The organism is Streptomyces sp. NPDC056296 (assembly GCF_042268605.1).
Lineage (GTDB): Bacteria > Actinomycetota > Actinomycetes > Streptomycetales > Streptomycetaceae > Streptomyces.
On record NZ_JBHJRX010000037.1, the window covers coordinates 39,897 to 64,593 of the forward strand.

Genomic DNA, 24,697 nt, shown 5'->3' on the forward strand with positions numbered 1-24,697 from the left:
CGACCTGACAGGGCGGACGTGGCAACTCTGGCACATCTTTGCAGGGCCCGAACGCGGGGGTCCGCTAGGAGGCATTCGCCCACCTCGTCGGCGAGATGGTCCGATTTCGCACGGGATCTCCGGCAATCCCCGGCAATCGGCCGACAATCAGAAGTGAGCACGATGAGCGAGAGTTGCCACTACTCTGTGGCGTTTCGGGGCTTTCTCCTTACTTGTGCGCCTTACTTGTGCGCCTTACTTGTGCGTCTTGCCTGCTCGCCTTACTTGTTCGGCGGCGGTCCGTCGATCGGTCGGCCGAGCACGCCGGGCCGCCGCTGCCAGGGCAGCGGACCGCCGGGCGGCCGGTAGCCGACGCCCAGGGCGTCAAGTCGCCGGTAGTGGGCGGCCATCCGACGCTCGAAGCCGGCGAAGTCCCGGTCGGCCGGGGCCGGCAGGGCACTCCAGGCGACCTCGGCGAACGCGGCGAGCCTCGGGAACGTCTGGTAGTCCACGCGCGCCTGGTTCTCCATCACCTCGGTCCACACGTTCGCCTGGGTGCCGAGCACATGTCCGGCCTCGTCCGGCGTCAGCTCCGCCGGAACCGGGTCGAACCGGTAGACGTCCTCCAGGGTGCGCACGAAGCCGATCGGCACGGGTTCGTCCTCGCCCGCGTGCTGCCGGTGGTCCAGGTACACCTGCTGCTCGGGGCACATGACGACGTCGTGTCCCGCGCGCGCGGCGGCGACCCCGCCGGCGTACCCGCGCCAGGAGGACACGGCCGCGCCCTTGGCCAGCCCGCCCTCCAGGATCTCGTCCCAGCCGATGAGCCGGCGTCCGCGTTCGGCGAGCCAGGTGTCGAAGTGCTGGATGAACCAGGCCTGGAGTTCGTCCTCGTCGGCGAGGGCGAGTTCCTCGATGCGTGCCTGCGCGGTGGCCGAGCGCCGCCACTGGTCCTTGGGGCATTCGTCGCCGCCGATGTGGATGAACTCCGAGGGAAAAAGCTCCAGGAGTTCCTCGAACACGCCCTCGTAGAAGCGCAGGGTGTTCTCGGTGGGGGCGAGTACGTTCGGGGAGACACCCCAGGTGTCCCACACGGAGAGGGCGGTGGTGTCGATCACGTCCGTGTTGCCGAGTTCCGGATACGCGGCGATGGCGGCCTGCGAGTGTCCGGGTACGTCGATTTCGGGGACGACGGTGATGTGCCGCTCGGCGGCGTAGGCGACGATCTCCCGGATGTCGTCCTGGGTGTAGAAACCGCCGTGGGGTTTGTCCTCCCAGAGCGGCGAGGCACGGTGGCCGTATTTGGTGCGCGCCCGCCAGGAGCCGGTCTCGGTGAGCTTCGGATGGCGTTTGATCTCCACGCGCCAGCCCTGGTCGTCCGTCAGATGGAAGTGCAGGACGTTGAGTTTGTGGGCGGCCATCAGGTCCAGGTAACGCAGGACGCCTTCCTTGGGCATGAAGTGCCGGGCTACGTCCAGCATGAGGCCGCGCCAGCGGAATCGGGGCGCGTCCTCGATCCGGACCAGCGGCAGCCGCCACCGGCGGTCGGGCAGCGGGGCGCGCCGGAAGGCGTCCGGGCCGAGCAGTTGCCGGAGCGTCTGAGCGCCCCAGAAGAGGCCGTCCGGATCACCGCCCGTCAGGTGCACGCCCGTCGGTTCGACGACGAGGCGGTAGCCCTCGGCGCCCAGCTCACCGTCGAGGGACAGGCGGACGACGTCGTCGCCCCCCGACCCGGGTGCGAGCGGCAGGCCGGTCGCGGCGCCCAGCGTGGCGCGCAGCCAGCGCTCGGTGTGCTCCGTCCCGGCGTCCGCCACCACCTTGGTGTCCGGGCCGAGACCGAAGAAGTCGCGCTCGCGGCACGTCACTTGCTGCGGCTGGGGAATTACGTCTGTCACGTCAGTCACCTGTTCCTTGCGAGGAGACCCCAGCGCCCGCGCCGGGGGAGGGAATCGCATCCGGGTGTCGCGGCGCGGAGCGTCGCCGTATCCGGTTCGGGCGCGGAGCGCCCGAACCGCTGCGCTTTTGCTGAGGTGCTACGAACGCGTGTGCCTGTGGTCGCTGGTCGGAGTGGCGGCTGTGCATTCGGGGGGTGTTTGTACGGCTGTCGTACGTATGGTCCTTCGCAGGGTCCGGGACAGCACAGTGTCCTGGTCGGGGCCGAGAGGGGGCGAGATGGCACTGGTGGGGGCGGGTGTGGGGGCCGGACGTGCCCGGTACACGTACCGGTTGCGGGTGTCGTCCGCCGCCCGCACCACTCTGACGGCGGAGTGGGACCGGTGCCGCTGGGTGTGGAACGAGTGCGTCGCCAAGTCCAGGGCCGCGCACCTGCACAACACGTCCACCGGCGAGAAGACCACGTGCGGCCCGGCGCAGCTCGACAGGATGCTCACCGAGGCCCGCGCCCGCACGCCATGGCTGCGTGAGGGTTCGTCGGTTCCCCAGCAGCAGGTCATCCGCGACTTCGGCCGCTCCCGCGCCAAGGCGCACAAGGACATCACAGAGCGCCTGCCGATGGCGCGCCGGGCCGGGATGCCGAAGTGGAAGACCAAGCGTGAAGCACTGCCGACTCTCAACTACACCCGGCGCGGGTTCCGGCTGAAGGACGGCCGGCTGCACCTGGCGGGGTGCATCGTCCTGACGGTGGTGTGGTCGCGGGAACTGCCGGGTGAGCCATCCTCGGTCCGCGTGCACCAGGACAGTCTCGGGCACTGGTACTGCTCGTTCGTCGTTCCCGCCCAACTCCAGCCCCTGCCGAAGACCGGCCGCGTCCTCGGTGTCGACTGGGGCGTGAGGGAGACCGCGACCACCACGTCCGACGCGCACGACCTGCCGCACCCCGGGCATGGTGGGGAGGCTCGGGCGAAGCTGGCCCGGTACGACCGGATGACGGCCCGCCGCAAGCCGAAAAAGGGCCAACCCGGGACGAAGGGATACCGCGAGGCGCGGAAACTGCGGGCGAAGGCCCACAAGAAGGTCGCGAGGCAGCGTGCGGACACCGGCCGCAAGTGGGCCAAGAAGATCGTCCGCGACCACGACACGATCGCGGTCGAGGACTTCCGTCCGAAGTTCCTGGCCAAGTCGGCCATGGCCCGCACGGCCGCTGACGCCGCCATCGGCGCCACCAAGGCCGCCCTGACCGAGATGGGCCGCAAACACGGGCGGGACATCCGCCTCGTACACCCCGCGCACACCACCAAGGACTGCGCCCAGTGCGGAGCGAGAACCAAGCACGCACTCCCCCTCTCGGAACGTACCTACACCTGCACCGCCTGCGGGACCGTCTCCCCCAGAGACAAGAACTCCGCACGCGTCATGCTCCTCCGGGCTGGTCTCAACCCGGCTGGTGCCGACGGCGGAAGACCTCCTGGAGCGCTGCTCCAGGAGGCGGCCTGAGCCAGAAATCCCCTCCCCCTTCAGGGAGGGGAGGATTCAAGTCAGTCCTTTACCGCTCCGCCGAGGCCGGAGACGAGTCGTCGTTGCACGAGTACGAAGAAGACCAGCACCGGAATCGTCATCACCGTGGACGCGGCCATCACACCGCCCCAGTCGGGGTCGTCCGGCTTGTAGAAGACCAGCAGCGCCATCGGCAGCGTCGACTGGGAGGTGTCGCTGATGATGAACGACTTGGCGAACAGGAAGTCGTTCCAGGTCGAGATGAAGGAGAAGACGCTGGTGGCCACCAGCCCCGGGAAGACCAGCGGGAAAAGGATCTGCCACAGGAATCGCGCCCGGCTCGCCCCGTCGATGTAGGCGGCCTCCTCCAGGGCCTCCGGCACGGCTTTCACAAAGCCTCGCAGCATCCAGATCGCGAACGGCAGCGAGAAGGCGATGTGGGGCAGGATCAGCGACCCCAGCGTGTTCAGCTGGCCGAAGTCCCGCATGAGGAAGAACAGCGGGATGGTGAGCGCCTCCACGGGCACCATCTGGGCCACCAGGAACATGATCAGCAGGGTGGTCCGGAAACGGAACCGGAAACGCGTCACCGCGGTCGCCGCGAGGAACGCGATCAGCGCCGAGGCGATCACGACGGTGCCCGCCACGAGCAGACTGTTGAGAAAGTAACGGCCGAATTCCTGCTGCCCGAACACCCGCCGGAAGGAATCGAGCGACGGCGCCAGGGTCCACGGACGCGGCTCGCTCGACTCGATCTCCCCGGCCGGTTTGAAGGCGCTCAGCACCATCCAGTACAGCGGGAAGGCCACCACGACCGAGATCAGCAGCGCCGAGGCCTCGGCCGCCAGCCGCCACGGACGGCGCACACGCGCGCGCGGAAGACGCAGCGGAAGATTCACAGTTCCTCCCCCTGGCGGCGCAGCAGCCGCAGGTAGACCAGCGTCACGGCGAGCAGGATCAGCAGCATCACGACGCCGATCGCCGAGCCGAGGCTGTACTGCGAGGACGCGAACGCCTTCTGGTAGGCGTAGACGTTGAGGACGAGGTTCTGGCCGGCGATGCCGCCCCCGTTGGTCATGACGTAGATCTGGGTGAAGACCTTGAAGTCCCAGATGACCGACTGGATGGTGACGACCACCAGGATCGGCCGGAGCATCGGGGCGAGCACCGACCGCCAGATGCGCCACTGCGAGGCGCCGTCCAGGGCGGCGGCCTCCAGCACCTCGGCCGGCACGGCGCGGATCCCGGCGTAGACGGTGACCATGACGAACGGGAAGGAGCACCAGACCACTTCGAGGAGGACGAGGGCGAAGGCGCTGAAGCGTCCGTACGTCCAGGAGTGGTCGCCGAGGCCCAGCATCCGGTTGACCGGCCCGAAGTCCGGGTCGAACAGCAGCAGCCACACCGTCGACCCGGTGACCGCCGGGGTCGCCCAGGCTCCGAGGGCGGCCATCATCAGCGCGAGCCGGGGCAGGGCACGCACCCGCGTGAGCAGCACGGCGAGCGCACACCCGACGGCCAGCGTCGACACGACACAGGCCGCCGCGAACACGACGGTGGCGAGCAGCACCCGCCAGAACTCACCGTCCCCGAACAACTCGGCGTAGTTCCCGAACCCCTGGAAGGTGGTCGGTTCCCCACCACTGACCTGAGCCTGGGTGTACTCCAGAAAGGAGATCAGCCCAAGCTGATAAACGGGGTAGACGAGCAACCCACCAAGGACGACAAGAGCGGGCGCGAGGTAGATCCAGGGGGTATAGGCAGCGCCCCCGAAGGGGCGCGGGGAACGGCGCGAAGAACCACGACGCACCAGCGGCCGCGAACGCACCGCACCCCCCGAGCTACTAGGCACCCCCGTCACCCGGCGGAGCCAAACGCGTCGTCCATCTTCCGAGCCGCGCCCCCAGCGGCAGCGCCCACGTCCTTCTTGCCGCTGACCACCTCCTGGAACATCGTCGGCAGCACCTGCGACGAGTCGATCGTCGCCCACGCGGGCGAGGCCGGCACGAACTTCGTGCCCGCGGCGAGGGTGTCCACGAACGGCTTCACGAACGGCTCCTCGGCCGCGACCTGCTGCCGTACGTCCGTGAAGGTGGGCAGGAAGCCCATCGCGTCGAACATCTCGGCCTGCGTCTCCTTCGACGCGAGCCGCTTCATCAGGTCGACGGCGAGGGTGCGGTGCGACGTGCTCTTGAGGACGCCGATGTTGTTGCCGCCCGCGAAGGCCGGGGCGATCGAGCCGGGCTCGACGCCCGGCAGCGGCACGACCGCGTACTTGCCCTTCGCCTTCCCGGCGTCCACGGCCTGGCGGCTGAAGTCGCCGCCGATCGCCATGGCCGCCTTGCCGGAGGCGAACGCGGTGACGGTGTCGTTGCCGCCCATGCCGGCGCACTTGGCGGCGGGGCAATTGTCGTCACCGAAGAGGGACGTGTACGCCTTGATGCCCTTCTGGGCGGCGGCGCTGTCGATCGACGAGGCGTACGAGCCGCCCTTGCCGGTGGCGAGTTCGCCGCCGTTCGCCCAGATGAAGGGCATCGCGCCGTAGGTGTAGGCGCCGCCGACGGCGATGCCGTAGAGGTCGGGCTTCGCGGCGCGGACCTTCTTCGCGGTGGACGCCAGTTCGTCCAGCGACTTGGGGGCCTTCAGGCCGAGTTCGTCGAAGACGTCGGTCCGGTAGTACAGGGCGCGGACGCCGACGAAGTAGGGGGCGCCGTAGACCTTGCCGTCCACGGTGACGGACTGCCGGGCGGTGGGGTCGGCGTCCTTGGCCTCGTCCCAGGCGCCGAACTCCTCGGTGATGTCCAGGAGTCCGCCGTCCTTGACGTAGCCGGCGGTGTCGGTGTTGCCGTACTCGATGACGTCGGGGGCGCTGGCGGGGTCGTTGAAGGCGGCCTTGATGCGCTGGGCGCGGGTCTCGACGGGGATGTACTCGACGTCGACCTTCGTGCCCTCGTGCGCCTTCTCGAAGTCGGCGAGGACCGCGTCGACGACCTTTTCCTTCGGCTTGGTGTTGACCTCCTGGAAGAGCCAGATCCGTAGCGTTCCGCTCTTCTCGTCCTTGCCGGAGGAGGAGTTGTCGGACGTCTGGGGGGCGCAGGCGGTCGCGGTGACGACGGCGGCGGCCAGCAGTACGGCCAGGCGGGGGGCGAGCTTCATGGAGTGTTCCTCCGGGCGTGCGTTGCAACATATGCAATGACGGTTTCGCTCTGCACAACACCCAGGAGGTTATGGAGTACATGAACATGTCCACAAGAGGTCTCAACCACTTCGTGACAACGCGAAGGCCCCCGGAGTGCGCGCGGGCGCACTCCGGGGGCCTTCGAAGAACCCGGCCGGGAAGGCTGCTACTTCTTGTCGCCGCCCTTACCGCCCTTGCCCTCGTCTCCGCCGCCGCTCATGGACTCGTAGATCTCCTTGCACATGGGGCAGACCGGGTACTTCTTCGGGTCGCGGCCCGGTACCCAGACCTTGCCGCACAGCGCCACGACGGGGGTGCCGTCGAGAGCGCTCGCCATGATCTTGTCCTTCTGGACGTAATGGGCGAAGCGCTCGTGGTCACCGTCACCGTGGGAGGTCTGCGGTGTCGGCTCAACGAGGGTCCCCGTACCAGTCCCGCGCTCGGGCTCGAGAGTGCTCATGCATGCCAGGGTACTGAAAGCCGGGGTATTGAAGCTCACACGCTTCGGCCGGGGAGATCAGTTGAGCGAGGGGTCGTCCGGATACGTCGCCACCATCGCCAGGTCGCCCCGCTGGCGGCGCAGCACCTCGCGCCAGAGCCTCTCCGGCACCGGGCAGGACACGTCGCCGGGCTCGGACTCCACCACGTACCAGGCGCCCTCCGTCAGCTCGTCCTCCAGCTGACCGGGGCCCCAGCCCGCATACCCGGCGAAGATCCGCAGGGCGCCCACGGCGGGGGCCAGCAACTCCGGCGGCGCCTCCAGGTCCACCAGCCCGATCGCGCCGTGCACCCGGCGCCAGCCCAGCGGCGCCCGCTCGCCGGACGCCCCGCCCGGGACGACGGCCACGCCGAGGGCCGAGTCGAGCGAGACCGGGCCGCCCTGGAAGACGACGCCGGGTTCGCCGGTCAGGTCCGCCCAGCCCTCCAGGATGTCGACCACGTCGACCGGCGTGGGACGGTTGAGGACGACGCCGAGGGAACCCTCCTCGTCGTGGTCGAGAAGGAGCACCACCGCGCGCTCGAAGTTCGGGTCCGCCAGGGCGGGCGTTGCCACGAGCAGCCGCCCCGTGAGCGAGGACACCTCGGTCATGCCTGACATGATCCCGCATGTTCCCCTCCCGTGGGGAGGCAATCGGGGGCACGGGGGTGAACACGTCCGCCGAGCGCGCGCCGCCACCGTGACACCCGCGCCCGCCACCGTGACCGCCCGTGCCCGCCGCAGAACCGTTCGTGTTGTGACAAACCCATGACATCGCCGGACCGTGCACAGGCTTACTGAAGGGGGGTACAAGGCGATTACCCTTTCCCTTCTGGCCCCTGCCCAACCCCACGGAACGCGAGATTCATGACCGTCAACGGCGCTGATGACGTACTGCTTGTCCACGGCGGAACCCCGCTGGAGGGCGAGCTCCGGGTCCGCGGTGCGAAGAACCTCGTGCCGAAGGCCATGGTGGCCGCCCTGCTGGGCAGTGCGCCGAGCCGGCTGCGCAACGTGCCGGACATCCGCGACGTGCGGGTCGTACGCGGACTGCTGCAACTGCACGGGGTCACCGTCCGTCCGGGTGAGGAGCCCGGCGAGCTGGTGCTCGACCCCTCCCACGTGGAGAGCGCGAACGTCGCCGACATCGACGCCCACGCGGGCTCGTCGCGCATCCCGATCCTGTTCTGCGGCCCGCTGCTGCACCGCCTCGGGCACGCCTTCATCCCGGGCCTGGGCGGCTGCGACATCGGCGGCCGGCCCATCGACTTCCACTTCGAGGTGCTGCGGCAGTTCGGCGCGAAGATCGAGAAGCGCGCGGACGGCCAGTACCTGGAGGCCCCGCAGCGGCTGCGCGGTACGAAGATCAACCTGCCGTACCCGTCCGTCGGCGCGACCGAGCAGGTGCTGCTGACGGCCGTGCTGGCCGAGGGTGTCACGGAGCTGTCCAACGCGGCCGTGGAGCCGGAGATCGAGGACCTGATCTGCGTACTGCAGAAAATGGGCGCGATCATCGCGATGGACACCGACCGCACGATCCGCATCACCGGTGTGGACGAGCTGGGCGGCTACACCCACCGTGCCCTCTCGGACCGTCTGGAGGCCGCCTCGTGGGCCTCGGCGGCGCTGGCGACCGAGGGGAACGTCTACGTCCGCGGCGCCCAGCAGCGCTCGATGATGACGTTCCTGAACACCTACCGGAAGGTGGGCGGCGCCTTCGAGATCGACGACGAGGGCATCCGCTTCTGGCACCCGGGCGGCCGGCTGAAGTCCATCGCCCTGGAGACGGACGTGCACCCCGGCTTCCAGACGGACTGGCAGCAGCCCCTGGTGGTCGCCCTGACGCAGGCCACGGGCCTGTCCATCGTCCACGAGACGGTCTACGAGTCGCGGCTCGGCTTCACCTCCGCGCTCAACCAGATGGGCGCCCACATCCAGCTCTACCGCGAGTGCCTCGGCGGCTCCCACTGCCGCTTCGGCCAGCGCAACTTCCTGCACTCGGCCGTGGTGTCCGGGCCGACCAAGCTGGAGGGCGCCGACCTGGTCATCCCCGACCTGCGCGGCGGCTTCTCCTACCTCATCGCCGCCCTCGCGGCCCAGGGCACCTCCCGGGTCCACGGCATCGACCTGATCAACCGGGGCTACGAGAACTTCATGGAGAAGCTCGTGGAGCTCGGCGCGAAGGTGGAACTGCCGGGCAAGGCCCTCGGCTGACGGCAGCACGTACGCCGATGGGGCGGTCACCCGAACCCGGGTGACCGCCCCATCGGCGTTGAGTGGAACGCCCCTGAAAGGGGCGCGGGGAACTGCGCGACCAGCCACGAACGGCCCGCGGCCGCACACGACCGCAGCCCGAACGAACGGCCCGCGCAGTCCCCGGCACTCCAAGCGGAGCGCTTACTTGCCCTTGGCGGCTTCCTTGAGCTTCGAGCCCGCCGAGACCTTGACGCTGTAGCCGGCCGGGATCTGGATCGGCTCGCCGGTCTGCGGGTTGCGGGCGGTGCGAGCGGCACGGTGGGTGCGCTCGAAGGTCAGGAAGCCGGGGATGGTGACCTTCTCGTCGCCCTTGGAGACGATGTCGCCGACAACCTCGGCGAACGCGGCCAGCACGGCGTCGGCGTCCTTGCGGGTCACCTCGGCGCGGTCGGCCAGCGCGGCCACCAGCTCACTGCGGTTCATGTTGTTACTCCCGTGTTCTACTTGCCGTTGAGGCGTGCCACGCGGCGGAGCCGCATGTTGGGCACAGCGATGCCGATGCTGCCAGGGTCCTCGGACACTCCCCGGACCCGGGTCGGTCGTCAGACCCTCGCGCCCAGGGAGGCATCCTGCCTCCACCTGCGGCGGTAAAGCCAATCCGGCACCCCCAGGAGTCGTGAGAACACCCTTGGGAGTCACACGCCGAGAGGGCCTGAGCCTTGCGCCACCCTAGAGGGCGATCCGAGGCCCGACATCCCGCGACGCGCCGGTGGGGCGGCCCGCCGTGGTGATCCTCACCACCACGCCACAGGCCGCCTTCCCCCGCCGGAGGAAACTACGCCACCACTCCGGCGGCCTTCGCCGCGTCCCGCACGGCGCCCGCTACGGCACCGGCGACCTTGTCGTTGAAGACGCTGGGAATGATGTAGTTCGGGTTGATCTCGTCCTCGGTCACCACGTCCGCCAGGGCGTGCGCGGCGGCCAGCATCATCTCGGTGTTGACCGTGCGGGACTGCGCGTCCAGCAGGCCCCGGAACACGCCCGGGAAGACCAGCACGTTGTTGATCTGGTTCGGGAAGTCGGAGCGGCCGGTGGCGACGACCGCCGCGGTCTGGCGGGCGATCGCCGGGTCCACCTCGGGGTCGGGGTTCGCGAGCGCGAACACGATCGCGCCGTCCGCCATGGCGGCCACGTCGTCGCCGTCCAGGACGTTGGGGGCGGAGACCCCGATGAAGACGTCCGCGCCGTGCACGGCCTCCTTCAGGGTGCCGGTGAGGCCCTCGGGGTTGGTGTTGTCGGCGATCCAGCGCAGCGCCGACTCGGGCGCGGCGTCGACCAGGTCCGCGCGGCCGGCGTGCACGACGCCGTGGATGTCGGCGACGACGGCGTTCTTCACACCGGCGGCGATCAGCAGCTTGAGGATGGCCGTACCGGCCGCGCCGGCGCCGGACATGACGACCCGTACGTTCTCGATGGGCTTGTCGACGACGCGCAGGGCGTTGGTCAGGGCGGCGAGGACGACGATGGCGGTGCCGTGCTGGTCGTCGTGGAAGACGGGGATGTCGAGGGCCTCACGCAGCCGGGCCTCGATCTCGAAGCAGCGCGGCGCGGAGATGTCCTCCAGGTTGATGCCGGCGAAGCCCGGGGCGATGGCCTTGACGATCTCGACGATCGCGTCGGTGTCCTGGGTGTCCAGGCAGAGCGGCCAGGCGTCGATGCCGGCGAACCGCTTGAACAGGGCCGCCTTGCCCTCCATGACCGGCAGCGCGGCCTTCGGGCCGATGTTGCCGAGGCCCAGCACCGCCGAACCGTCCGTCACGACCGCAACGGAGTTGCGCTTGATGGTGAGGCGGCGGGCGTCCTCGGGGTTCTCGGCAATCGCCATGCAGACGCGGGCCACGCCCGGCGTGTAGATCATGGACAGGTCGTCACGGTTGCGGATGGGGTGCTTCGACGCCATCTCGATCTTGCCGCCGAGGTGCATGAGGAAGGTACGGTCGGAGACCTTGCCCAGGCTGACACCCTCGATGCCGCGCAGCTGCTCCACGATCTCGTCGGCGTGGGAGGTCGAGCCGGCGGCGATGGTGACGTCGATCCGGAGCTTGTCGTGGCCGGAGGCCGTGACGTCGAGACCGGTGACGGAGCCCCCGGCGGACTCCACCGCGGTGGTGAGCTGCGAGACCGCTGTCCCGCCCGCGGGCACCTCCAGTCGGACCGTCATCGAGTAGGAGACGCTGGGCGCCGTTGCCATGGCCGACTTCCTCTGCTTTCACCGTGTAACTGCGTTGTGCCGTCCGATCGTCGCACCTACCACTGAGTACGTGGTAGCCACCCCGGATTGCGAACTTTATGTTCGCGCACCGTTTCGGAAAACGACTTCCACCATACGAGAAGTGGCGGGTGGACGGAAGAGGGGGACCGGCCCGGGAAAGAAGCCGGGGGACGGGAATTGTCTTGCGGGGATCGTTTGTTACCTTGGACGTGGCACCGGCTCGATCCAAGCCCCCGGGCCCAACCTTCGTCGCTCAGAGCGACCACTTGCCGCGAGGCGAGCATGGCGGGTCGGTGCCACTTAAACGAAGAAGATGAAGACGAGAGGCCCGCGCCGTCCCACGGCGCGGGCCTCTCGCACGTCCCGGTCTCTCTCCTGAGCCGCTCAGTCCCGCAGCAGGTCCGGCACCCCCGCCGCGTCCGGCTGGTCCCGCTCACCGGAGACAACCGTCAACTGCTGGGTGGCCCGGGTCAGGGCGACGTACAGCACGCGCAGCCCGGCGGGCGACTCGTCGGCGATCTCGGCGGGCGAGACGACGACCGTGGCGTCGTACTCCAGGCCCTTGGCCTCCAGGCTGCCGAGCGCCACCACGCGGTCGCCGAGCCCGGCCAGCCAGCGCCTGGCCTCCTCGCGGCGGTTCATGGCGACCACGACGCCGACGGTGCCGTCGACGAGGTCCAGCAGCCGGGCCGCCTCCGCCCGGACCGACTCCGCGAGGGTGTCTTCCACCACCGCGAAACGCGGTTCCACGCCCGTCGAGCGCACCGCCGTCGGGGACTCGGAGCCCGGCATGGCGAGGGCCAGCACCTTGGCCGCCAGCTCGGCGATCTCCGCCGGGTTGCGGTAGTTGACGGTCAGTTCGAAGCGGCGGCGCGGGCGGGTGCCCAGGGCCTCGTCGCGGGCCGCGGCCGCCTCGTCGGGGTCGGACCAGGAGGACTGGGCCGGGTCACCGACGACCGTCCACGTGGCGTGCCGGCCGCGGCGGCCCACCAAGCGCCACTGCATGGGGGTGAGGTCCTGGGCCTCGTCGACGATGACGTGCGCGTACTCGGTGCGCTCCTGGGCGAGGCGCTCGGCGCGCTCCCACTGGGTCTCCTCGCGCTGCGGCATCAGCTCGTCCAGGCCGGTGAGCTGGTCCAGCGGGTCCAGCTCGCGCCGCTTGCGGGGGCGGGCCGGGGTGCCGACGATCGCCTGGAGCTCGTCGAGCAGGGCGACGTCGTGCACGGAGTGACCCTCGCGGCGCAGCGAACGGGCCACCTTGCGGACCTCGCCCGGGTTGAGCACGCGCCGGGCCCAGCGGCCCAGGCGCCGTTCGTCCGCCATGGCCGCCAGCACGGCGCCCGGGGTCAGCTCCGGCCACCAGGCGTCCAGGAAGGCGGTGAAGGAGTCCTCGGAGCTGACGTCCTCGTCGAAGGAGGAACGCAGCTCGGCGGCGAGCTCGGGGTCGCTGTGCCGGGTACCGGCGCCCGACTTGGCGTACAGGGCGTCCAGGAGCAGCCGGCGGGCGCGGGGGCGCAGCAGGTTGACGGGCGCGGTGCCGCCGAGGACGGTGCGGCGGATGCCGGCCAGCTCCTCCGCCTCCAGTTCGAGACGGCGGCCGAAGGCGACGACCCGCAGCAGGGTCGGCGAGTCGCTCGGCTCCAGCGCCCCGCGCGCGGCCCGGCGCAGCACCCGGAGCATGCGGGAGGAGCCCTTGGCGCGGGCGGTGGCCGGGGAGTCGTACAGGGTGGCCTCGGCGCCCTCGGTCAGCGAGCCGATCGCGCGGATGGCGACCTGCCCCTCCTCGCCGAGGGAGGGCAGCACGCCCTCGGTGTACGCCACCAGGAGCGGGGTCGGCGAGACGATCAGGATGCCGCCCGCGTACCGGCGCCGGTCCTGGTAGAGCAGGTACGCCGCCCGGTGCAGGGCGACGGCGGTCTTGCCGGTGCCGGGGCCGCCCTCGACGTACGTCACGGAGGCGGCGGGGGCGCGGATCACCAGGTCCTGCTCGGCCTGGATGGAGGCCACGATGTCCCGCATGGAGTGCGTACGGGCCTGGCCGAGGGCGGCCATCAGGGCGCCGTCGCCGACGACGGCCAGCTCGTCGCCGTCCAGGCGGGCGCTGATCTCGGGCCGCATGAGGTCGTCCTCGACACCGAGGACGCGCCGCCCCTTGGAGCGGATCACCCGGCGGCGCACGACCCGGCCCGGGTCGACCGGCGTGGACCGGTAGAAGGGGGCGGCGGCGGGCGCCCGCCAGTCGATGACCAGCGGGGCGTAGTCCTCGTCCAGGACGCCGATGCGGCCGATGTGCAGGGTCTCGGCGATGTCGGCGGTGTTGTCGGGCCCGAGGGCGCCCTCGGCGGGCTCGACGGCCGTGTACGCGCCGTCCGGGCCCTTCTTGCCGTCCTTGCCGAGGAGCAGGTCGATACGGCCGAAGAGGAAGTCCTCGAACTCGTTGTTCAGGCGGCTGAGGTGGATGCCGGCCCGGAAGACCTGCGCGTCGCGCTCGGCCAGCGCGCCGGGCGTGCCGACGTGGCCGCGCTGCGCGGCGTCGTGCATGAGGAACTCGGCCTCGTGGATCTTCTCCTCGAGGCGGCGGTACACCCGGTCCAGGTGTGCCTGTTCCACGCTGATCTCTCGGTCCCGTACGGAGTCCTCTCGTACGGAGTCCTCCCGTACGGAGGCGTGAACCGAGTCGACCGCTGAGTCCTGTTGCGCCTGTGCGGCCACCGGGCCCCCTTCTGACGTGCTGGGCAGCCGTCAAAGGTACGCGAAGGGGGCGCCGGAAGCCACGGCGCGGCCGGGGGCGGGTCGACGGATCACGCCACGGGCCCCGGCTGGGCCGCCGCTCCCGCCGCCTCGGGGCGCGGGATGCGGGGCCGGCGGTGTCGCCGTCCCGCGCCGACACCCGGGCCGGCACCGCTCGTCCGGGCCGATCACGGGGTGGGCTGCTGGGCCGCGGCGGCCGATCCGGCAGGCCGCCGCCGTCCGAGCCGCCGGCCAGGCCTACGCGTCCACCTCCACCAGCCGCTCGCCGTCGAAGGTCATGACCTCGAAGCGGTCGATCTGGTTGGGTTCGAAGGCGGCGCCGCCCTGCACGTAGAGGGGCTTCCTGCCCTTGTCGGTGGTGGCGTCCGGGAGGCCGTATCCCCAGTCGGGGACGGACCAGGAGGTGACCGTCTCGCGTTCGCCGTTCTTGCCGACGGCGATCAGGGAGCACTTCTCGGGGCCCTTGACGTTCTTCAGCTCCAGGACCGCGTCGGTGCCCCAGGCCTTCTTCTGCAGGGCCACGGTCGCGCTGACCTCGGTGGTCGGGTCGGTCGCCGTGACCCGGTCGGGCATGGCGGCGAAGGCGGACTCGGCGGGGCTCGCGGCCTGCCGGGTGGCCTCGGTCTTCTTCCCGCCGCCGTCGTCCCCGCCGCCGCCCGTCGTCGCCACGGCGGCGAACGGGCCGCCGATGATCAGCGCGGCGGCGGTGCCCACCAGGTAGAAGTTGCGGCGGCGTTTGCTCGCGCGGCGCTCGGCGACCTCGTCGACGAGCCTCTCCGCCAGCCGTGGGCCGGGCTTCGCGGTCAGTGACTCGGCGATCGCGGGCGTACCGGTACCCGGCAGGTCGGCGAGCGCGGCCATCATCGGCTCCATCCCGGCCAGCTCGTCGAGCTGCTGGGCGCACCATTCGCAGGTGGCGAGGTGCGCCTCGAAGGCGGTGGCCTCCGCGTCGTCGAGGATGCCGAGGGCGTAGGCGCCGACGGTCTCGTGCTCGTTCGGCGCCGGTGATCCCTCCATGGGGACAGGATTACCCGTGTCACCCGGGCCGAATCCCCCGCCGAAACCCTGAACTCCCCCGTACCCGCTCATCACGCCGTCACCCCCCGCTCCTCCAGTGCCAGCTTCATCGAACGCAGGGCGTAGAACACCCGGGAGCGAACGGTGCCGCTGGGTATGCCCAGTGTCTGCGCCGCCTCATTGACGGTACGCCCCTTGAAGTACGTCTCGACGAGGACCTCCCGGTGAGCCGGGGTCAGGTCGTCGAGCGCGTCCGACAGCGTCATCAGCCACAGCGCCTTGTCGATCTCGTCCTCCGCGGGGATGACCTCCAGCGGCGACGGATCGACCTCCTGCGGCCGGGCCTGCCGGCTGCGGTGGCCGTCGATGACGATGCGCCGGGCGACCGTCACCAGCCAGGGGCGTACCGATCCGGTCGCACGGTTGAGCTGACCGGCGTTCTTCCAGGCACGGATGAGCGTCTCCTGGACGACGTCCTCGGCGCGCTGCCGGTCCCCCGCGACCAGGCGGAGCACGTAGGCCAGCAAGGGGCCGGCGTGCTCCCGGTACAGCGCGCGCATCAGCTCCTCGTCGGGTTCCGAGGACGCCTGGGACATGCGATGTCGGGCCCTCGCACCACGTTCATTGGCCACGACGGAATCCTTGCGCACGCCCACCTCCGATGTCCGGGGGTTCCCCCAGTCGGTCGCTCGCCCATTCGGTACGGACGCGAAGTGCGGCGTGTTCAAAGTGAGATGACAGTTTTCTCGAAGGTGGCGCGACGAACGGGGGCGTAGCCGTACTTACCGCCGTACTTACCGCTGCACTTATCGGGCGAGGGCGGCGCGGCGGCGGTGCCGGGCGACGCGCTCGCGGTTGCCGCAGATCTCACTGGAGCACCAGCGCCGGCGGCGTCCGCGGGAGGTGTCCACGTACACGATCGGGCAGTTGTCGCCCTCGCACTGCCTCAGGCTCGCCCGCGCGACCGGGTCGGTGAGCAGCTCCACGGCGTCCCGGGCGAGGGCGCCGAGCAGCGCCGCGCACTCGGGCGGCCCGGTCAACTCCCTGACCAGCGCGCCGTCCTCGCCGTGGACCGCGCGCGGGGCCGGGGGCGCGGCGACGGCGAGGTCGTTGACGCGGGCCAGCGCGAGGTCGTACGGGTGGGTGCCGGGCGCGGACCTGGAGCGGATCAGGCGGGTGGTCTGGCCGCGCAGTTCACGGAAGCCGGTCAGCCAGGCCGCGTCGGCGTGGGCCAGTGGGGTGCCGGGCGGGACGAGCCCGGAGCCGGTGATCCAGGCGCGCAGCACCTCGACGCAGTCGAGCCGTTCCATGGGATGGGTGGTGGCGATGAGGTCCAGGCAGATCCGCCCGGTGTCGAAGCGCAGCTCGTACGGGTCGGTGGCCGTACCCAGTGCCATGTTCCTGTCACCGCCTAGGGGTTGCCCGGTGGGGCGGGCCGAGAAGGGGAGCAGGTGGATCGCTCCTTCTACAGTGCCTGCCCGCTCCCGTGCCCGGAACCCCTCGTACCGCCTCCGCCTGGACGCCTGCGCACGCGCCCGCGCGGCCTGGCGGTGCCTCCTGGCGCCTCCCGCCTCACCCGTCCGTGTACTTGGCGTCCGTCGCCGGGTCCAGGGCCAGGCGGTAGCCGCGTTTCACCACCGTCTGGATCAGCTTGGGGGTGCCGAGGGACGTACGCAGGCGGGCCATCGCCGTCTCGACCGCGTGTTCGTCGCGGCCGGTGCCCGGCAGTGCCCGCAGCAGTTCCGCCCGGGGCACGACCCAGCCCGGCCGCCGGGACAGCGCCCGCAGCAGGGACATGCCGGCGGGCGGCACGGTCCTCAGCTCCCCGTCGATCAGCACCGCGTGCCCGCGGATCTCCAGCCGGTGCCCGGCGACGGGCAGAGCACGGGCACGGATCGGCAGCTCCTGGCAGAGCAGCTGTACGAGGGGGCCCAGCCGGAAGCGTTCGGGCTGGACCGTGTCGAGGCCGTGCGCCTGGAGCGGCACCGCGGTGACCGGTCCGACGCAGGCGGGCAGCACGTCGTGTCCGAGGGCGGCGAGCAGCTCGGGCAGCATGCCGCGCTCCTCGGCGCGGGACAGGAGGGAGGCGGCGGCGGGCGCGCTGGTGAACGTCACCGCGTCCACCCCGCGCGAGACGGCGGCGTCCAGCAGACGGTCCACGGGCCCGAGGTCCTCCGGCGGCAGCCACCGGTAGACGGGTACGCCGACGACCTCCGCACCGCCCGCCCGCAGCGCCTCCACGAACCCCGGCAGCGGCTCACCGTGCAGCTGTAGGGCGATCCGGCGGCCGTCGACGCCCTCCGCCAGCAGCCGGTCCAGTACCTCGGCCATGGACTCGGAGGCCGGCGACCACTCCTCCGTCAGCCCGGCGGCCCGGACCGCGCCCTTGACCTTGGGCCCGCGCGCGAGCAGTTCCACCGCGCGCAGCCGCTCCAGCAGGGCGTCGCCGAGCCCCCAGCCGTCGGCGGCCTCGACCCACCCCCGGAAGCCGATGGCGGTGGTGGCCACGACGATGTCCGGCGCCTGGTCGATGAGCTGCTTGGTCGCGGCCAGCAGCTCGCTGTCGTCGGCGAGCGGCACGATCCTGAGCGCCGGGGCGTGCAGGACGGCGGCGCCGCGCCGCTGGAGCAGCGCGCCCAGTTCGTCGGCCCGGCGGGCGGCGGTCACGCCCACGGTGAATCCGGCCAGGGGGCCGTGGTCAGGCCGCTGCTGTTCGTCGTCCATGGCTCGCCGCGCTCCGATCGTTCACACCCACGCTCACACCCACACTCACATCCACGTGCATCCTCACGTGGCGACCGAGCCTGTCAACGGTGCGTGACAGGCTCGGTTCGGCTTCATGTCACCAGTGTTACGTCATACCTGGGCGTAGCTGAGCCGGTCCTTCGTCTCCGCCGGGTCCGCCGAGCCGTCCGGCGGCCGTACGGCCGGGCGGCGAAGGTATACCGCCCACGTGACGGCGAAGCAGACGGCGTAGAAGGCGAGGAAGGCCACGAAGGCGCCGGTGCCCGAGCCGAGGGAGAGGAAGGACTGCCGGAAGGCGAGGTTGATGGCGACGCCGCCGAGCGCGCCCACCGCGCCGATCAGCCCCATGGAGGCACCGGAGAGCCGCCGCCCGTACGCCACGGCCTCCTCCCCCCTCAGTCCCTCGGCGAGGGCCTGGTTCTGGAAGATGCCGGGGATCATCTTGAACGTCGAGCCGTTGCCGAGCCCGCTGAGCACGAACAACACCACGAACACGGCGACGAACAGCCCGAGCGACTTCGCCATGCTGGCCGCGACGAGTACGGCGGTGGCGGCGGCCATCGCGACGAAGTTCCACAGCGTGATCCGCGCGCCGCCGTACCGGTCGGCGAGCCTGCCGCCCAGCGGCCGGATCAGGGAACCGAGCAGCGGGCCGATGAAGGTGAGGTACGCCGCCTGCAGCGGGCTCCGCCCGAACTGGGTCTGCAGCACCTGCCCGAAGGCGAAGCTGTACCCGATGAACGACCCGAACGTCCCGATGTACAGCACGGCCATGATCCAGGTGTGGGCCTCACGGGCGGCGTCCTTGGCGGCCCCGGTGTCGTTCTTCACCGAGGCGAGGTTGTCCATGAAGCAGGCGGCGAGGACGGCGGCCACCAGGATCAGCGGGATGTAGATGCCGAGCAGCACCCGCGGCCCGCCGCTCGCCCCGATGATCGCGAGCGCGGTGAGCTGGATGACCGGCACGCCGATGTTCCCGCCCCCGGCGTTGAGGCCGAGCGCCCAGCCCTTCTTCCTGAGCGGGAAGAAGGCGTTGATGTTGGTCATGGAGGAGGCGAAGTTGCCGCCGCCGATGCCTGCCAGCAGCCCGACGAGGAGGAAGGTCGAGAAGGACGTGCCGGGTTCCATGACCGTGAACGCCGCCACGGTCGGCACGAGCAGCAGCCCGGCGGAGACGATCGTCCAGTTCCGCCCGCCGAAGATCGCGACGGCAAAGGTGTAGGGCACCCGCACGACGGCCCCGACCAGCGTCACCACGGACGTCAGCAGGAACTTGTCGGCCGGTGTCAGCCCGTACTCCGGCCCCATGAAGAGCACCAGCACGGACCACAGCGTCCAGACCGAGAACCCGATGTGCTCGGAGAGGACGGAGAAGAACAGGTTCCGCCGCGCGACCCGCTCCCCCGTCTCCTTCCAGAAGGTCTCGTCCTCCGGATCCCAGTGCTGGATCCAGCGGCCGCCAGGGACTCTCATGACGCCTCCACGGTGCTCCACATCTCGGTCGCACCGAAGGTAGGGAGAACGCGTTTCGGGCCGGTGGGGCTGTGGATGACCGGAAGGGAACGTTGCTCTCACCCGGCACCGGTCCGGGATGAGAGGTCGCCGTCGACCGCGTCGCCGTCGAGTGCGGGGCGCGTGCGCTCGCCGGAGAGCGGCCGGCGTACGCGGGGCGTGGGGCGGGGCGCCGGATGCAGGGTGCCGTATAGGCCAGATATAGCCCGCGAACACACGCTCGACACATCCGAACGGATGGGGGAAAGATGCCGGAGCTTGGGGAACAGATGCCGGAGCAGTCCGGGCAGATCGCGCTGGTGACCGGAGGATCGCGGGGGATCGGGCGGGCGGTGGCCACCCGGCTCGCGAACGACGGTTTCGACGTCGCGATCTGCTACCGGTCCGACGAGAGCGCGGCCGAGCAGGTCGCCAAGGAGATCCGCGCCGCGGGCCGCCGCGTGCTGACCCGCCGCGTGGACGTCGCCGACCGGGTCGGGGTGCGGGCCTTCGTCGCCGACGTCGAGTCGGGCCTCGGCCCGGTGACGGCCGTCGTGACGTCCGCCGGCATCACCCGCGACCGTCCGCTGGCGCTGATGCAGGACGACGAGTGGGACTCCGTGCTGCGCACCAACCTCGACGGAACCTACAACCTGCTGCGCTCCGTGGTCAGGTCGATGATCCGCCGCCGCGAGGGGACCGTGGTCACGCTGTCCTCGGTGGCCGGCGTGGTCGGCAATGCCGGGCAGACCAACTACTCGGCGTCGAAGGCCGGCATCATCGGCCTCACCCAGGCGCTGGCCAAGGAGTTCGGCCGGTACGGCGTCCGGGCGAACGCGGTCGCCCCGGGATTCATCGACACCGAGATGGTCGCCGGGGTCCCCGAGTCGGTCGCCAAGGACGCCATGGGCCGCATCCCGCTGGCCCGCTTCGGCACCCCCGACGAGGTCGCCTCCCTCGTCTCCTACCTGGTCTCGCCGCAGGCCGCGTACATCACCGGCCAGGTGGTGCGGATCGACGGCGGCATGGCGCTGTGACCGGGCCGGAGATCTGGTTCCGCCGCTACCGGGGGGCTCTCGCGCCGCGTGTGCGCCTGGTGTGCTTGCCGCACGCCGGGGGCAACGCCCGGCTCTTCCACGGCTGGGCGTCCCGGCTGCCCGCCGACGTCGAACTCCTCGCGGTGCGCTACCCGGGCCGCCAGGAGCGGATGGACGAGCCCTGCGTCGAGACGATGGACGAACTGGCCGACCGGATCTCCGAGGCGCTCGCCCCCGACCGCGACCTGCCGCTGGCCCTCTTCGGCCACAGCATGGGCGCGGCGGTGGCCTACGAGGTCGCGGTACGCCTGGAAGGCCCCGCGGCCGACGGCCCGGGCCCGGCCCTGTTGCTGCTCTCCGGCCGGGCCGCACCGCACGTCACCAGGTCCACCGCGCTGCACCGGGCGGCGGACGACGTACTGGTGGCCGGGGTGACCCGGCTGGGCACCCTCGGCGGTGACGCCTACGCCGTACCCGAGCTGCGGGAGCTGCTGCTGCCGGTGCTGCGGGCGGACTACCGGCTCATCGAGACGTACGACAGGAAGCGGCCGCCCGTGCTGCGGGCCCCGATGGTGGCCTACCTCGGCGACCGCGACCCGGGGGTCACCCGGCACGGCGTGGAGGCCTGGTCGGAGCTGACCGGCGGCGACTTCACCGTGCGCTCCTTCCCCGGCGACCACTTCTACCTCGCGCCCCGGGAGGCGGAGCTGACCGCGGACATCGCGGAGCGGCTGGCCCGTCTCCCGGTGGCCCGGCCGGCCTGAGCCGGCGCCCGTACACACCGCACCGACACGACAGTGAGAGGAGAGGTGACATGGCGAGTACCGCGGCCTGGGCACCAACGGAGATCAAAGCGGCCGAGGGCGGCGGCCCCGAGGAGCTGCTGCGGCGGGTGGACGCCCTGGAAGGGGGGCTGACCGGTGCGCTGACGCGGGAGAAGGCGCTGGTGTTCCGCGGCTTCGGCATCACGCCCGACACTCTGGACCCGGTGCTGGACCGGCTGCTGCCGAACCGGCTGGCCTACGTGCACGGCAACTCTCCGCGCACCAAGGTCGGGGGCAACGTGTACACCTCGACGGAGTACCCGCAGGAGTACACCATCTCGATGCACAACGAGATGAGCTACGCGCACGCCTGGCCCGCCCGGCTTGCGTTCTTCTGCCAGATCACCCCCGGTTCGGGCGGCGCCACCCCCGTGCTCGACGCGGCGCTGTGGCTCCGGTCGCTGGACGCGGAGGTCCGGGACGCCTTCGCGGGCGGGGTGCGCTACCTCCAGAACCTGCACGACGGCTACGGCCTCGGCAAGAGCTGGCAGGACACCTTCGAGACGTCCGACCGGGCCGAGGTGGAGGCGTTCCTGAAGGGCGCGGGCGCCGAGTGGACCTGGCGGCGCGACGGCAGCCTGCGCGTCGAGTCGCTGCGCCCCGCCACCACCTTCCACCCGGTGACCGGCACGGAGGTGTGGTTCAACCAGGCCGACCAGTGGCACCCGGCCGGCCTCGGCGACGACACCGCGAAGGAACTCGCGCAGATCCTCCCCGAGGACGAGCTGCCGCAGTCGGTGACCTTCGCCGACGGCAGCCCGATCCCCGCCGAGTACGTGGCGCAGATCCGCGACCGGGGCCTGGACCACGCGGTCGACGTCGACTGGCGCGCCGGCGACCTGCTGCTCATCGACAACCTGCTGCTGGCGCACGGCCGGCGCCCCTACACGGGCGACCGCCGGGTGCTGGTCGCGATGTCCGACTGACCGCCCACGGTCCCGATCCCGGGCCTCCCGGTCCCGGACTCCGCGACGACCAAGCGAGTTGACCATGACCATCACCTCGGACGAGACCCCTGCCGGCTGGCTGGGCACCGGAACCGTGCCCGGCCTGTGCCGACCGGACGCCCCCGGCACCGGCATCCACGCCTACCTCACCGAGCACCGCGCCGAACTGCGCGCACTGCTCGCCCAGCGCGGGGCGCTGCTCCTGCGCGGCTTCGACGTGGGCGGTGTCGACGGCTTCGACCAGACCGTCCGCGCCTTCTCCGGCACGCCCCCGCTGGCCTACGCCGAACGCTCCTCGCCCCGCTCCACCATCAAGGGACAGGTCTACACGTCGACGGACTACCCGCCGGCGGAGGAGATCTTCCTGCACAACGAGAACTCGTACCAGGCGGTGTGGCCGCGCACGCTGTACTTCTACTGCGTGGAGCCGCCCACCACCATGGGCGCGACGCCGATCGCCGACATCCGGCGGGTCCTCGCGGCGGTCGACCCGCAGGTGCGGGCCGAGTTCGAGGCGCGCGGCTGGCAGGTGGTGCGCAACTTCCACACCGGCTTCGGCGTGCCCTGGCAGGAGGCCTTCGCCACGTCCGACAGGGACGCGGTGGTCGCGTACTGCGCGGAGCGGCGCATCCGGGCCGAGTGGCGGCCCGACGGAGGGCTGCGCACCACGGCGGTCCGCCGCGCGGTGCACCGGCACCCGGCGAGCGGCGAGGAGGTGTGGTTCAACCACGCCACGTTCTTCCACACCGGCACGCTGCCCGAGGAGGTCGGTGCGGGACTGCGCGCGATCTTCGACGACGAGGACCTGCCGACACACACGTTCTACGGCGACGGCGGCACCATCCCCGACGACGTCCTTGACCACCTGCGCGGCTGCTACCGCGGGGCGTCCGTCCGCTTCGACTGGCAGCGCGACGACGTACTGATCGTCGACAACATGCTCGCCGCGCACGCCCGCGAGCCGTTCACCGGACCCCGGCGGATCGCCGTGGCCATGGCGGAGCCGTCCGACACCTGAGCGGCCTGACGCAGGCACGCACGTCGCGGTCCGCATCGCACAAGTCCGTCCATCTGACCCGCAGTTGGGAAGAGAGATGCTCACCACACACGGATCACGCATAGCCGCCCTCGCGGTCTACCGGCCCGCCCGCCTCGTGTCCAACGAGGAACTGTCGCGGCGGACCACCGTCTCCCCGGAGTGGATCGAGAGCCGCACCGGCATCAGCACCCGCCACCACGCGGACGAGCAGGAGACCATCGCCGCGATGGCCACGGCGGCCGGGGAGAAGGCGGTGGTCGAGGCCGACATCGACCCGGCCGAGGTGGACCTCACCATCGTGGCCAGCGCCACCCGCCGCGTCCGCATGCCCGGCGTGGCACCCGAGGTCGCCAGCCGCATCGGCCTGCCCAACTCCGGTGCCTACGACCTGAACGCGGTCTGCGCCGGCTTCACCTACTCCCTGGCCATGGCCTCCAACGCGGTGCGGCTCGGCGAGGCGCGGCACGCGCTGGTCATCGGCGCCGAGCGGACCAGCGAGTGGATCGACCCGAACGACCCGGACACCTTCGTCATCTTCGGTGACGGCGCCGGCGCGGCCGTGGTGTCCCGCTCCGAGACGGCCGGCATCGGCCCGGCGGTGTGGGGCAGCGACGGGGCGCGGCACGAGGTGCTCGGCATCACGGAGAAGGCCGACGGCCGCGAGTACGTCACCATGAACGGCCCCCTGGTCTACAAGTGGTCGACGGCCACCATGCCGGACGTGGCCCACCGGGCGTGCGCCGCGGCCGGTGTCGCCCTGGAGGACATCGCCTGGTTCGTGCCGCACCAGGCCAACAACCGGATCATCCGCACCCTGACGGCCAACCTGGGCCTGCCACAGGACCGCGTCGTCAACGACGTCGTCGACACCGGCAACACCTCGGCGGCCAGCGTGCCGCTGGCGCTCAGCCGCCTCAAGGAGAGCGGCCGTGCCACCCCCGGCGACAAGGTCCTGCTGCTCGGTTTCGGCGCCGGCCTGACCTACGCCGGCCAGGTCGTCGACCTGCCCTGACGGCGGCCCCGCCGCCCCGCACGACGCCGTCCCGCCCGGCGTTCTGCGACCCGCCCTTCCGCAAGCCCACTCCACACAGAGACGGAACGACCATGACCAGAGACGAAATCATCGTCGAGATCATCAACCTCACCCTGCGCACCGCCCCCGACCTGGAGGGCGAGGTCACCGCCGACGCCAGCTTCGAGAACCTCGGCCTGGACTCCCTGACCCGCATCGACCTACTGGCGGCCGTCGAAAAAAACTTCGGTCTGTCGGTCCCCGACGAGAAGGTCGGCGACCTGCTGAGGGTCAGTGACGTCGCGGACTTCCTCATGGCGCACAAGGCGGGAGTCTGA

At 71.1% G+C, this 24,697-nt stretch carries 22 protein-coding genes; 8 read left to right on the plus strand and 14 right to left on the minus strand.

The window, feature by feature from the left end; translation table 11 throughout:
- Positions 1-260: 260 nt before the first annotated feature.
- A complete protein-coding gene (locus ACFCZF_RS25785; protein ID WP_376673664.1) occupies positions 261-1,883 on the minus strand; it encodes a beta-N-acetylhexosaminidase in 1,623 nt (540 codons plus the stop codon).
- Positions 1,884-2,151: 268 nt separating this feature from the next.
- Between ACFCZF_RS25785 and ACFCZF_RS25790 the strand changes: the two genes are divergently transcribed.
- A complete protein-coding gene (locus ACFCZF_RS25790; RefSeq protein ID WP_376673665.1) occupies positions 2,152-3,372 on the plus strand; it encodes an RNA-guided endonuclease InsQ/TnpB family protein in 1,221 nt (406 codons plus the stop codon).
- 41 nt (positions 3,373-3,413) lie between these two features.
- On the opposite strand, the gene ACFCZF_RS25795 is transcribed toward ACFCZF_RS25790, so the two are convergent.
- The 5 genes from ACFCZF_RS25795 to ACFCZF_RS25815 all read right to left on the minus strand — a co-directional run bounded on the left by ACFCZF_RS25795 (position 3,414) and on the right by ACFCZF_RS25815 (position 7,640).
- A complete protein-coding gene (locus tag ACFCZF_RS25795; protein ID WP_376673666.1) occupies positions 3,414-4,271 on the minus strand; it encodes a carbohydrate ABC transporter permease in 858 nt (285 codons plus the stop codon).
- Positions 4,268-5,233, minus strand: a complete 966-nt coding sequence (locus ACFCZF_RS25800; RefSeq protein ID WP_376673667.1) for a carbohydrate ABC transporter permease — start codon at positions 5,231-5,233, stop codon at positions 4,268-4,270. The genes ACFCZF_RS25795 and ACFCZF_RS25800 overlap by 4 nt, the downstream gene beginning before the upstream one ends.
- Positions 5,230-6,528, minus strand: coding sequence for an extracellular solute-binding protein (locus ACFCZF_RS25805; RefSeq protein ID WP_376673668.1), 1,299 nt, complete (start codon positions 6,526-6,528; stop codon positions 5,230-5,232). Before ACFCZF_RS25805 ends, ACFCZF_RS25800 begins: the two co-directional genes overlap by 4 nt.
- A gap of 188 nt (positions 6,529-6,716) precedes the next feature.
- A complete protein-coding gene (locus ACFCZF_RS25810; RefSeq protein ID WP_055417189.1) occupies positions 6,717-7,010 on the minus strand; it encodes a DUF3039 domain-containing protein in 294 nt (97 codons plus the stop codon).
- A gap of 57 nt (positions 7,011-7,067) precedes the next feature.
- Complete coding sequence (locus ACFCZF_RS25815) at positions 7,068-7,640, minus strand: YqgE/AlgH family protein (RefSeq protein ID WP_376673669.1); 573 nt, start codon at positions 7,638-7,640, stop codon at positions 7,068-7,070.
- 255 nt (positions 7,641-7,895) lie between these two features.
- Between ACFCZF_RS25815 and murA the strand changes: the two genes are divergently transcribed.
- A complete protein-coding gene (murA, locus tag ACFCZF_RS25820) occupies positions 7,896-9,242 on the plus strand; it encodes a UDP-N-acetylglucosamine 1-carboxyvinyltransferase (RefSeq protein ID WP_376673670.1) in 1,347 nt (448 codons plus the stop codon).
- Between the two features lie 183 nt (positions 9,243-9,425).
- On the opposite strand, the gene ACFCZF_RS25825 is transcribed toward murA, so the two are convergent.
- The 8 genes from ACFCZF_RS25825 to ACFCZF_RS25860 form a co-directional block, all read right to left on the minus strand.
- A complete protein-coding gene (locus tag ACFCZF_RS25825) occupies positions 9,426-9,707 on the minus strand; it encodes an HU family DNA-binding protein (protein WP_003950507.1) in 282 nt (93 codons plus the stop codon).
- A 352-nt stretch (positions 9,708-10,059) separates the two neighbouring features.
- A complete protein-coding gene (locus ACFCZF_RS25830) occupies positions 10,060-11,475 on the minus strand; it encodes an NAD-dependent malic enzyme (protein ID WP_310873112.1) in 1,416 nt (471 codons plus the stop codon).
- Positions 11,476-11,880: 405 nt separating this feature from the next.
- Positions 11,881-14,208 (minus strand): HelD family protein, encoded by a 2,328-nt coding sequence (locus ACFCZF_RS25835; protein ID WP_376673671.1) that lies wholly within the window; start codon positions 14,206-14,208, stop codon positions 11,881-11,883.
- Between the two features lie 276 nt (positions 14,209-14,484).
- Positions 14,485-15,264: a zf-HC2 domain-containing protein gene (locus ACFCZF_RS25840; RefSeq protein ID WP_376673672.1), complete on the minus strand. Its 780-nt coding sequence runs from the start codon at positions 15,262-15,264 to the stop codon at positions 14,485-14,487.
- 71 nt (positions 15,265-15,335) lie between these two features.
- Entirely contained in the window at positions 15,336-15,860 is a 525-nt protein-coding gene (locus ACFCZF_RS25845; RefSeq protein ID WP_279559696.1) for a sigma-70 family RNA polymerase sigma factor, read from the minus strand.
- Between the two features lie 210 nt (positions 15,861-16,070).
- Entirely contained in the window at positions 16,071-16,661 is a 591-nt protein-coding gene (locus tag ACFCZF_RS25850) for a CGNR zinc finger domain-containing protein (protein ID WP_376673673.1), read from the minus strand.
- Positions 16,662-16,836: 175 nt separating this feature from the next.
- A complete protein-coding gene (locus tag ACFCZF_RS25855; RefSeq protein WP_376673674.1) occupies positions 16,837-17,988 on the minus strand; it encodes a uroporphyrinogen-III synthase in 1,152 nt (383 codons plus the stop codon).
- Between the two features lie 132 nt (positions 17,989-18,120).
- The gene (locus ACFCZF_RS25860; RefSeq protein ID WP_376673675.1) at positions 18,121-19,482 is read right to left on the minus strand and encodes a nitrate/nitrite transporter; all 1,362 of its coding nucleotides are present in this window, start codon (positions 19,480-19,482) and stop codon (positions 18,121-18,123) included.
- Between the two features lie 308 nt (positions 19,483-19,790).
- On the opposite strand from ACFCZF_RS25860, the gene fabG reads away from it, so the two are divergent.
- The 6 genes from fabG (at position 19,791) to ACFCZF_RS25890 (ending at position 24,697) form a co-directional block, all read left to right on the plus strand.
- Entirely contained in the window at positions 19,791-20,537 is a 747-nt protein-coding gene (fabG, locus tag ACFCZF_RS25865) for a 3-oxoacyl-[acyl-carrier-protein] reductase (protein WP_219178211.1), read from the plus strand.
- Positions 20,534-21,301, plus strand: coding sequence for a thioesterase II family protein (locus tag ACFCZF_RS25870; RefSeq protein WP_376673676.1), 768 nt, complete (start codon positions 20,534-20,536; stop codon positions 21,299-21,301). The genes fabG and ACFCZF_RS25870 overlap by 4 nt, the downstream gene beginning before the upstream one ends.
- Before the next feature lie 50 nt (positions 21,302-21,351).
- On the plus strand, positions 21,352-22,287 hold the full coding sequence (locus ACFCZF_RS25875) for a TauD/TfdA family dioxygenase (protein WP_219176595.1): 936 nt from the start codon (positions 21,352-21,354) through the stop codon (positions 22,285-22,287).
- A gap of 64 nt (positions 22,288-22,351) precedes the next feature.
- Entirely contained in the window at positions 22,352-23,326 is a 975-nt protein-coding gene (locus tag ACFCZF_RS25880) for a TauD/TfdA family dioxygenase (RefSeq protein ID WP_376673677.1), read from the plus strand.
- A gap of 76 nt (positions 23,327-23,402) precedes the next feature.
- Entirely contained in the window at positions 23,403-24,359 is a 957-nt protein-coding gene (locus ACFCZF_RS25885) for a beta-ketoacyl-ACP synthase III (RefSeq protein WP_376673678.1), read from the plus strand.
- 92 nt (positions 24,360-24,451) lie between these two features.
- Positions 24,452-24,697: a phosphopantetheine-binding protein gene (locus tag ACFCZF_RS25890; protein WP_356558735.1), complete on the plus strand. Its 246-nt coding sequence runs from the start codon at positions 24,452-24,454 to the stop codon at positions 24,695-24,697.

Bases quoted from the DNA above. Each gene is read 5' to 3' on its own strand.
- ACFCZF_RS25790 (WP_376673665.1), top strand. From the start codon at position 2,152: ATGGCACTGGTGGGGGCGGGTGTGGGGGCCGGACGTGCCCGGTACACG.
- ACFCZF_RS25805 (WP_376673668.1), bottom strand. From the start codon at position 6,528: ATGAAGCTCGCCCCCCGCCTGGCCGTACTGCTGGCCGCCGCCGTCGTC.
- ACFCZF_RS25810 (WP_055417189.1), bottom strand. From the start codon at position 7,010: ATGAGCACTCTCGAGCCCGAGCGCGGGACTGGTACGGGGACCCTCGTT.
- ACFCZF_RS25815 (WP_376673669.1), bottom strand. From the start codon at position 7,640: ATGACCGAGGTGTCCTCGCTCACGGGGCGGCTGCTCGTGGCAACGCCC.
- murA (WP_376673670.1), top strand. From the start codon at position 7,896: ATGACCGTCAACGGCGCTGATGACGTACTGCTTGTCCACGGCGGAACC.
- ACFCZF_RS25825 (WP_003950507.1), bottom strand. From the start codon at position 9,707: ATGAACCGCAGTGAGCTGGTGGCCGCGCTGGCCGACCGCGCCGAGGTG.
- ACFCZF_RS25830 (WP_310873112.1), bottom strand. From the start codon at position 11,475: ATGGCAACGGCGCCCAGCGTCTCCTACTCGATGACGGTCCGACTGGAG.
- ACFCZF_RS25840 (WP_376673672.1), bottom strand. From the start codon at position 15,264: ATGGAGGGATCACCGGCGCCGAACGAGCACGAGACCGTCGGCGCCTAC.
- ACFCZF_RS25845 (WP_279559696.1), bottom strand. From the start codon at position 15,860: ATGTCCCAGGCGTCCTCGGAACCCGACGAGGAGCTGATGCGCGCGCTG.
- ACFCZF_RS25850 (WP_376673673.1), bottom strand. From the start codon at position 16,661: ATGGCACTGGGTACGGCCACCGACCCGTACGAGCTGCGCTTCGACACC.
- ACFCZF_RS25855 (WP_376673674.1), bottom strand. From the start codon at position 17,988: ATGGACGACGAACAGCAGCGGCCTGACCACGGCCCCCTGGCCGGATTC.
- ACFCZF_RS25860 (WP_376673675.1), bottom strand. From the start codon at position 19,482: ATGAGAGTCCCTGGCGGCCGCTGGATCCAGCACTGGGATCCGGAGGAC.
- fabG (WP_219178211.1), top strand. From the start codon at position 19,791: ATGCCGGAGCAGTCCGGGCAGATCGCGCTGGTGACCGGAGGATCGCGG.
- ACFCZF_RS25875 (WP_219176595.1), top strand. From the start codon at position 21,352: ATGGCGAGTACCGCGGCCTGGGCACCAACGGAGATCAAAGCGGCCGAG.
- ACFCZF_RS25880 (WP_376673677.1), top strand. From the start codon at position 22,352: ATGACCATCACCTCGGACGAGACCCCTGCCGGCTGGCTGGGCACCGGA.
- ACFCZF_RS25885 (WP_376673678.1), top strand. From the start codon at position 23,403: ATGCTCACCACACACGGATCACGCATAGCCGCCCTCGCGGTCTACCGG.
- ACFCZF_RS25890 (WP_356558735.1), top strand. From the start codon at position 24,452: ATGACCAGAGACGAAATCATCGTCGAGATCATCAACCTCACCCTGCGC.